This is a genomic window from Micromonospora foliorum (genome assembly GCF_022229015.1).
In the GTDB taxonomy this organism is placed as follows: Bacteria; Actinomycetota; Actinomycetes; order Mycobacteriales; family Micromonosporaceae; genus Micromonospora; species Micromonospora foliorum.
The window spans coordinates 1-8,378 of sequence record NZ_JAKKFF010000388.1 but is presented as its reverse complement, the minus strand read 5'-3'; the positions used below and the strand labels follow the sequence as shown (position 1 = coordinate 8,378).

Genomic DNA, 8,378 nt, shown 5'->3' with positions numbered 1-8,378 from the left:
CTTCGCGTTCAGCGGCACCGCCACGTCGGCGGCCGCGCCCGCCGACCCGTCGGTCGCGCTCCCGCCGCCGGTCGCGCTGATCGGCCGGGAGCGCGACCTCACCGAGCTGGCCGGGATGCTGACCGCGGAGCGCGGGCCCCGGTTGGTCAGCCTCGTCGGCTTGGCCGGCGTGGGCAAGACCGCCCTGGCCACGTCGGTGGCGCACCTGGTTGCCTCCGCCCACCCGGCCGGCGTTGCCGGGGTGCTGGTCGGCGAGGGCTCGGACGGTCCGGACGTGCTCGCCGCCTCGATGTCGGTGCTCGGCGTGGCGCGCCTGTCCGAACTCGTGGCGCTGCTCGCCGGACGGCCGACGTTGCTGGTCATGGACGCGGTGGAGCACGCCCCGGGCCCGGTGGCCGCGACCCTGCACCGGTTGATGGGCGCACTGCCCTCGCTGCGGGTGCTGGTCACCGGGCGGCATCCGGTCGGGTTGCCCGGTGAGCGGGTGTGGCCGGTGGCGCCGCTCGACGTGCCACCACCGGAGGCCGAACACTCCGAACTCGAATCGTGGCCGGCGGTCGCGCTGTTCACCGCCCGGCTCGCCCAGGTCCGCCGGGAGCCACCCACCCCCGCTGAGCTGCCGGCGCTCGCCGCGTTGGTACGCCGGTTGGGAGGGCTGCCGTTGGCCATCGAGCTGATGGCCGCCCGGGGCCGACTCCTCGACCTCACCGAACTCCTCGACCGGTACGGCGACCGGGTGCTCGACCTGGCCACTCCCGCCGACGCGTCCACCCACCCGGGCTGGGACGCGCCGGAGGCGCTCACCAGCCGAACGAGCGGACCCGACTCCCGTGCGGCGGTCTCGGTCGCGGTCACCCTGCGGGACGCGGTGGCGTTCAGCTACCGCCTGTTGGCGTCGGACGAGCGGGCCGCGCTGCGGCAGCTGGCCGTCTTCGGTAACCGCTGGTCGGTGGAGTTGGCCGAGGAGATGCTCGCCGACGAGGCCGACCGGGACGGCACGGTGGCGATCGACCCGGTTCCGCTGCTGGACCGCTTCGTCGAGCTGGGGCTGCTGAGCGTACGAGGAACCGGGTCGTTCCGGTTCCGGCTGCTCGACGCGGTCCGTGACTACGCCGTCGAGCAGGCGGCCGGTGCAGGTGAGCTGACCTGCATCCGGCGTCGACACGCGGAGGTCATCGCGCGCCTGGTGGCGCGGACCGCCAGCGACCTGGTCGGCCCACGGTTACCCGACGCGGTGCACCGGCTGGACGAGATGAGCAGCGACATCAGCTCGTCGTTGGCCCACGCGGCCACCGACGACCCGTTGACCGCGCTGCGGCTGGCCGCCTGCCTGACCCGCTGGTGGCGGTTCCGTGGGCGCGATGTCGTCGGGCGGCAGTGGCTGCGGCGGCTGCTGGCGGACCCGCGTACCGCTGACGCCGACCCTCTCCTGCGTGGCTGGGCCGCCCTCGGCGTCGCCCGGCTCGCGGCCGAGCACGGCGCGGGTGCCGAGGAGCTGTCGACGGCCCGCGCGGCGTTGGACACCTTCCGGGAGGCCGGCGACGTCACCGGGGAGTTGGAGGCGCGAAACGTGCTCGGCACTCTGCTGATCTCGGTCGGGCGGCAGGACGAGGCTCGCGAGCAGGCCGAGGCGCTGCTGCGGTTGGCCGCCCGCAACGGTCGGACCCGCGACCTGGCGGTGGCCCAGAACAGCCTCGCCTGGCACGAGATCCGCGCGGGCGACCTGGCTGCGGCCCGCCGCCGGCTCGCGGCGGTCGACCGCCTTGCCGCCGAGAGTGGGGAGCAGCGACTGCGGGTGCTGGGCTGGGCCAATCGCGCCGAGGTTGCCCGCCTGGAGGGCTGGTACGCGGACGCCGTCGATCGTGGCCGGAGGGCGATCGCGGCCCTGTCGGAGCTGGGTGATCCCGGAGGCCGCCGTCGGGTGCTCGGGACCGTCGGGTTGGCGCTCGCCCAGGAGGGGCGGGTCGCGGAGGCGACCGAGGTGCTGACCGAGTTGCGCGCCGGGGGCGTGGAGGCGGTGCCGACGCGTCCGACCGTGCCGCGACCGCGCTCGGACGACGCGGTGCTGGCCTGGGGTGGGCCGGAGGTCGGGCTCTGTGCGCTGATCGAGGGCAACCTGGCGCTGCACCGGGGTGACCGGGAGTTGGCTGCCGAGTGGTTCGCCGCCGCCGCCGACCATGCGGGGCAGGATCGCCGCGACGCGGTGGAGGCGCTGGTGGGCCTGGCCGCGAGCACCGCGGACCCGGCGGTGCTCGATCGACTGGACCGGGTCTGTGTGGAGAGCGGCATCCGGCTGTTGCCGCAGGAGTCGGGCCTGCTCTACGCGCTGATCGCCGCCCGGGGCGGACCGGCTCACTAGCCTGCGCTTGCCCCGATCGCGACGGGAGAGTGGCGCGGGCGAAGAGCCCCCTTTGGTGCTACCCCTCGCTGATCGCCCGCGCCGTCACCCCCCGGTGATCCCCGGTGCAGGAAGCCTGCCACCGGCGCGGTGGCAGAAAGTCGCCTTGGACCGAATCCTCCAGCTTGGCTGGGTCAGTTCTGCCGGTCTTTCTGCCGCTGCCATGGCCCGGCAGCGGGTGCTTCTCAGTGCCGTCGGGGGGCGCCGTCGGTGGCGGCGAACTGCTCCGGGCTGGCGTCGTCACTGCCGGCGGTGGCGCACGGGTGCGCGGCGTCGCGGACCCGGCGCAACCCGTCGAGGAGGGCCGCGAGCGCCTCGGGGTCGAGTTGCCCGGTGAACCACTGCTCGATCATCTGCAGGTGCCCGGGCAGCGTCTCGTTCAGCCGTTGCATCCCGGTGCCGGTGACCACCGCGTACGAGCTGCGTCGGTCGTTCGGGCAGGCCCGGCGGGTGAGCAGCCCGTCACGCTCCATCCGGTCCACCACCCGGGTCACTCCGCTGGTCGACAGGGAGGTCTGCGCGGCGAGGTCGGTCATGCGTAGTTGGTTGCCCGGCGAGCGGGCCAGTCGGGTGATGACCTCGAACTCGACCGCGGAGAGGCCGTGCTCCTCGAGTTGGGCGTTGAACCGGGCTGACAGCCCGGCGTGTGCCTCGAAGAGCAGGCCGACGGCGGTGATCCGGGGATCGTCGAAGACGTTGGTCACCCGTTCAGCATACCAGTGCTTGACACGGGGAATGTTGTTGCAGTTATAGTTGCTCAAGCAGTCGTTGGGCTACTAAACAATCTCCTGGAGGACAGCACCATGACCAGCAGCATCGATGCGGTAACCCGCGACTGGGACGGCCTCACCATCCCGGCGGCCGGCACCTACGCGCTCGACGTGGCGCACAAGCGGGTCGGCTTCGTTGCCCGGCACATGATGGTGAGCAAGGTGCGCGGCGAGTTCAACGAGGCGACCGCCACCATCACCGTTGCCGAGGACCCGCTGCAGTCGTCGGTCGTCGCCACCATTCAGGCCGCCAGTGTCGACACCACCCAGGCCGACCGGGACGCTCACCTGCGCAGCCCCGAGTTCCTGGACGCCGAGAAGTTCCCGACGCTCGAGTTCCGCAGCACCGGGGTCAAGTCCCGTCGTGGCGGCGAGTTCGTGCTCACCGGCGACCTGACCATCAAGGACGTCACCCGTCCGGTCGAGCTGGAGGTGGAGTTCGAGGGTGTCGGCCGCAGCCCGTTCGGCCAGGACATCTTCGGCTTCTCCGCGAGCACCGAGATCGACCGCGAGGAGTTCGGCCTGACCTGGAACGTCGCCCTGGAGACCGGTGGCGTGCTGGTCAGCCGCAAGATCAAGATTGAGATCGAGGGCGAGGCCGTTCGCCAGGCCTGATCCCCGAGGATCGCCGGAGGGCCAGGGGGATCCTCCCGGTGATCCGGTACGCAGGGCCCGCGCCGTACGTCGGCGCGGGCCCTGCGTCGTACCCGCTCGTGGTAATCGTCACGGGTTGTTCGCACCGCCATCGGGTCCAGCTGGTCGGCGACGGGGTACAGATGGCGCCACGAGCGCGTCCACGCCGGTCGACGTCGGTTCACCGCCGTCGGCCTCTGGCCCCGTCAGGTGGGCGCTCTTACCGTGGATGCTTCACAAAGCGCTTCCGGGACGGCAGGATCCCGACCGCGCCGGCCGTCGGGAGGACACATGGGCAGGGACGTCTCAGAGGGCGCCTTCACCCGGGATGATCGCGTCCGGTATCGGCAGAAGGTGCGGCGGTGCCTGGACGTCTTCGCCCTGATGCTGGACGACTTCGGCTTCGACGCCGACCGGCCGATGACCGGCCTGGAGATCGAGCTCAACCTGGTCGACTCGGCCGCCGAGCCGGCGATGCGCAACGAGGAGATCCTCGCCGACATCGCGGACCCCCTCTTCCAGACCGAGCTGGGGCAGTTCAACCTGGAACTCAACGCCGAGCCCCGGCTGATCGAGGGCACCGGCTTCGCCGACTACGAGCACGACCTGCGCGGCAGCCTCTCCCGGGCCGACGAGCGCGCCGCCAGGTCCGACGCGAAGATCGTCCTGGTCGGCATCCTGCCCACCCTCACCGAGGGGCACCTGGTCGAGGACAACCTCTCCACCAACGAGCGTTACCGGGTGCTCAACGACCAGATCGTCGGCGCCCGGGGCGAGGACATCGAGCTGGACATCCGCGGCGTCGAGCAGTTGCGGACGCACACCGACTCGATCGCCCCCGAGGCCGCCTGCACGAGCCTCCAGTTCCACCTCCAGGTCGCCCCGGACAGCTTCGCCGACTACTGGAACGCCTCCCAGGCCATCGCCGGGGTGCAGGTGGCGGTCGGGGCGAACAGCCCCTTCCTGTACGGCCGCCAACTGTGGGCCGAAACGCGGATCGCCCTGTTCCAACAGGCCACCGACACCCGCCCGGACGAACTCAAGGCCCAGGGCGTACGGCCGCGGGTGTGGTTCGGCGAACGGTGGATCACCTCGATCTTCGACCTGTTCGAGGAGAACGTCCGGTACTTCCCGCCGCTGCTGCCGATCTGCGAGGACGAGGACCCGGTGGAGGTCCTGCACGCCGGTGGTGTGCCGCAGCTCGGGGAGCTGCGGCTGCACAACGGCACGGTCTACCGGTGGAACCGGCCGGTCTACGACATCATGAACGACCGCCCCCACCTGCGGGTGGAGAACCGGGTGCTGCCGGCCGGTCCGACGGTGGTGGACATGCTGGCCAACGCGGCCTTCTACTTCGGGCTGGTACGCGGTCTGGCCGAGGCCGACCGACCGATCTGGAGCCAACTCACCTTCAGCTCCGCCGAGGAGAACTTCCACGCCGCCGCCCGACGTGGCCTCGACGCCGTTCTGCACTGGCCCGGGCTCGGCGACGTGCCGGTCACCAAGCTGGTCCTGGAGCAACTGCTGCCCACCGCCGCCGCCGGCCTGGACGGGTTCGGTGTCGCCCCGGCGCAGCGGGACCGGCTGCTCGGCATCATCGAGCAGCGCTGCCGTACCGGCCGCAACGGGGCCGTCTGGCAGACCGAGGCGGTCTGGGCGGCGGAGCGGCACCAGGGCATGGACCGGGCGGCCGCGCTGCACCACATGGTCCAGCGCTACGCCGAACTCCAGCGCACCAACCAACCCGTCCACACCTGGCCAGTCCCCTAACCCCACCCACCCCACCCCCACCCCCCCGCCCGACCACGGTTGATCATGAAGTTATTGCCATGACACGCCGGGCCAGGTGGCAATAACTTCATGATCAACGGGGGTGGCCGGGGCCCTGGGGGTTAGTCGGTGGTGGGGCGGACGGCGCGGCGGGATGCTCGGGTTTGCCGGCTCGTCGGGGCCAGGTTCTCCGCCGTTGCCGTTTCGGCGGGACGGGACTTGTCCGTGCGGTCCGGGTCCGTACGCGGGGCGGGCACCTGCGGTGCCGCGGTGGCCTCGCCCGGCAGAGGGACCGTCCGGGGCGCCTGCGGTGAGGCGTCAGTCCTCCGGCGCCGCGCCGCGGTTCCGGCCGTCGAGGTTGTGGGTCCGGTCGTCCCGGCTGGGGTCCCGGCCGTCGGGGCTGGGGTCCCGGTCGTCCCGGCTGGGCTTCCGGTCGTCCCGGCTGGGCTTCCGGTCGTCGGGTCCGTGGGTCCGGCCGCCGAGCCGGAGACCGGCGGCGCCGGGTCGGTCCCGGCGACCGGGGTCGGGTCGGCCACCGTGTCCCGAGCAACCGCACTGCGGGTGGCCGAGCGGCTCCGCTCGGCTGGGTGGCTCCGATCGGCTCGCTCGCCGAGGCGGGCGGCCAGCACCGAGCCGCCGATGCCGGCGATCACCGCGTACGGGGCGATCAGCTGGGTGGACAGCTGCGCGGGGCCCAGCGTCGACCAGTGCGGCAGGGTGGTCAGGTAGGCGAGCGCGACGAGCACCGGGCCAGCCGCGCCGGAGGCCGCCACGCCCACGCGGTGCCCGCCCGAGCGGGCGGACCGCCGGGCGGCCAGTACGCCGATCAGCAGCGCGGGCACCAGTGCCAGCAGCGCACCGGGCCAGTAGAGCTGACCCCCGATCCAGTACCGGGCGTGGTCCGGGTCGAACTGCCAGGTGCCGAGTTGCGCGCCGGTCAACCCTCGTCCGACGCGTACCCCGTCGATCACCGAGACCACCGCGAGCAGCCAGAGCCAGGCGGCCGTTGCGGCCACGTTGGCCGCGGCGGCTCGGGAACGAAGCGCCCAGATCGCGACGAGGACGCCGATCAGGATGCCCAGCGCTGCCTGCACGGCGGCCGTCCGTTGCGGCGCGCCGGTGTCCGCGCCGGTCGCGACCCGCGCGGGTACGGCGATCAACAGAACCGTGACCAGGCCGCCCAACCCGGCGCCGAGCGCCAGGGCCACCCGCCGCAGCAGGCCGCCACGGTCGTGCGGCTCGGCCACCGGCGGTGGTGTTTTCGGCACCTCCGGCGGGGCGGCGTCCGCGCCCGACCAGTTGGCGGAGGCCGCGGACCGGGCGACGGTCGGTGGACGCCCGTCACCCGGGGTTTCGTGCTCCGGCGCCTGATCGCCGAGCTGCGGGCCCTCGTGGCGCGCACCGTCGGTCGCGGTGAGCGGAGAGGTCGCGGCCCGCGCTGGGACGTTGCGTTGGTGGAGCCGCTGTGCGCAGACCGCGCCGAGGACCGTCGAACTGGCGGCGAGCCAGGTGGCCCAGGCGAGGCCGTCCGCCCAGGCTGTGCCGGTCGCACCGGCATCGGTGGGCGTCCAGGTGATGACGCCGAGCCCGTAGCCGAAGCCCAGTTGTGCGGCACCCGCGCCGGCAGCGACCCCGATCGCCGTCGCGATCGACACTCCCCAGCCCTGTCTGGCCATGCCGGGCAGCGTAACGTCCCGTCGTCGGCGCGGCGAGTCGCAACGACCCGCCGGTGTGGACCGCCGGTGCGGCGGATTGGGCGGCGGGCGGTACGGTCGCCGGTGATGAGGCGGTGGGCGTTATGACGGACACGAACACGGGCCAGCAGAGTGCCGCCGGTGGCGGTGCGGGCCGGACCAGCGTCGTACTCGGTGGTGGGTTGGTGGCGGTGCTGCTCGCCGCTGTCGGCGCGACCGGTGGCTGGTTGCTGGCCGGAGAGGACGACGCACCCTCTGGTGATCCGCTGGCCGTCGTGACCACGGCTGGCGCGCCGACCAGTCGGGCCACCGCACCCCGACCGAGCAGCGGACGGCCGGCACCGTCGGCGGTCGAGACCTCCGCCACCTCGACCAAGGGGACCGGCCTGACCGTGCCACCGGTGATCGGCAATGACTTCGAGCAGGCCCGGGAGACCCTGCGCAAGCAGCGGCTGGGATGGCGGCTGGTCTTCGGTGGCGGCGTCGGTCGTACGGTCGAGAGCACCGCACCGGACGTGGGCACCGAGGTCGCCCGGGGGACGACTGTGCAACTCCAGGTCGCCGGGCCGGCTCCGGCCGCCGAGGTGCCGGACGTGGTCGGCAAGAGCTGCGCCGACGCCGCCGACGACTTGGTCGACGAGGGCCTCTACCCGCGCTACGTCAGCGGACGCGCAGGCAAGGTCAGCCGGCAGGAGCCCGCCGAGGACGGCCCGGCCCGGTGGAACGACCAGGTCAGCATCTGGTGTGGCTCCGTCGACCAGCCGACAGCGCAACCCACGCCCTGATTCCGGGCCGGCGGGTCGAGCCTCCCGGCGCGTACCCGCCGCTCTGCCGCGCCGGCACCCGGCGCGGCTCGGCACGCTGATCCCCACCGATGGTGGTGTGGGCGACTAGGTTGGCGGTCGAGGGCCATGACGCCCGTCCGGGTTGGGGAAAGGACGTGCGATGAGCGACGACCGCCAGGAGCCTCCCGCCGGCGAGCACGACGACCGGACCCGCCCCCTGCCCTCCGCCGCTGATCGGCCGGACCCGCCCGGGCCCGCAGCTGACCGGTCGGAGCCGACCCGACCCGCCGCCGACCCGTCGGAGCCGACCCGGCCCGCCGCTGACCGG

6 protein-coding genes are annotated in these 8,378 nt (G+C 73.1%); 4 read left to right on the top strand and 2 right to left on the bottom strand.

The window, feature by feature from the left end; genetic code table 11:
* The coding region (locus tag PSH25_RS25340; RefSeq protein WP_238661444.1) for an ATP-binding protein at positions 1–2,359 on the top strand (2,359 nt) is incomplete at its 5' end.
* A gap of 224 nt (positions 2,360–2,583) precedes the next feature.
* Here PSH25_RS25340 and PSH25_RS25335 read toward each other — a convergent pair.
* Positions 2,584–3,102 (bottom strand): MarR family winged helix-turn-helix transcriptional regulator, encoded by a 519-nt coding sequence (locus PSH25_RS25335; protein ID WP_238661443.1) that lies wholly within the window; start codon positions 3,100–3,102, stop codon positions 2,584–2,586.
* Between the two features lie 99 nt (positions 3,103–3,201).
* Here PSH25_RS25335 and PSH25_RS25330 point away from each other — a divergent pair, with 99 nt between their 5' ends.
* Together PSH25_RS25330 and PSH25_RS25325 are read left to right on the top strand one after the other, a co-directional pair.
* Positions 3,202–3,783, top strand: coding sequence for a YceI family protein (locus tag PSH25_RS25330; RefSeq protein ID WP_238661442.1), 582 nt, complete (start codon positions 3,202–3,204; stop codon positions 3,781–3,783).
* Positions 3,784–4,092: 309 nt separating this feature from the next.
* Positions 4,093–5,571 (top strand): glutamate-cysteine ligase family protein, encoded by a 1,479-nt coding sequence (locus tag PSH25_RS25325; protein WP_238661441.1) that lies wholly within the window; start codon positions 4,093–4,095, stop codon positions 5,569–5,571.
* 122 nt (positions 5,572–5,693) lie between these two features.
* Here PSH25_RS25325 and PSH25_RS25320 read toward each other — a convergent pair whose 3' ends face one another.
* The gene (locus PSH25_RS25320; protein WP_238661440.1) at positions 5,694–7,247 is read right to left on the bottom strand and encodes a hypothetical protein; all 1,554 of its coding nucleotides are present in this window, start codon (positions 7,245–7,247) and stop codon (positions 5,694–5,696) included.
* Between the two features lie 122 nt (positions 7,248–7,369).
* Here PSH25_RS25320 and PSH25_RS25315 point away from each other — a divergent pair, with 122 nt between their 5' ends.
* Positions 7,370–8,050, top strand: a complete 681-nt coding sequence (locus tag PSH25_RS25315; protein ID WP_238661439.1) for a PASTA domain-containing protein — start codon at positions 7,370–7,372, stop codon at positions 8,048–8,050.
* The last annotated feature ends 328 nt before the right edge of the window (positions 8,051–8,378 follow it).

Coding starts and splice junctions, on each gene's coding strand:
- PSH25_RS25330 (WP_238661442.1), top strand. CDS start 3,202: ATGACCAGCAGCATCGATGCGGTAACCCGCGACTGGGACGGCCTCACC.
- PSH25_RS25325 (WP_238661441.1), top strand. CDS start 4,093: ATGGGCAGGGACGTCTCAGAGGGCGCCTTCACCCGGGATGATCGCGTC.
- PSH25_RS25320 (WP_238661440.1), bottom strand. CDS start 7,247: ATGGCCAGACAGGGCTGGGGAGTGTCGATCGCGACGGCGATCGGGGTC.
- PSH25_RS25315 (WP_238661439.1), top strand. CDS start 7,370: ATGACGGACACGAACACGGGCCAGCAGAGTGCCGCCGGTGGCGGTGCG.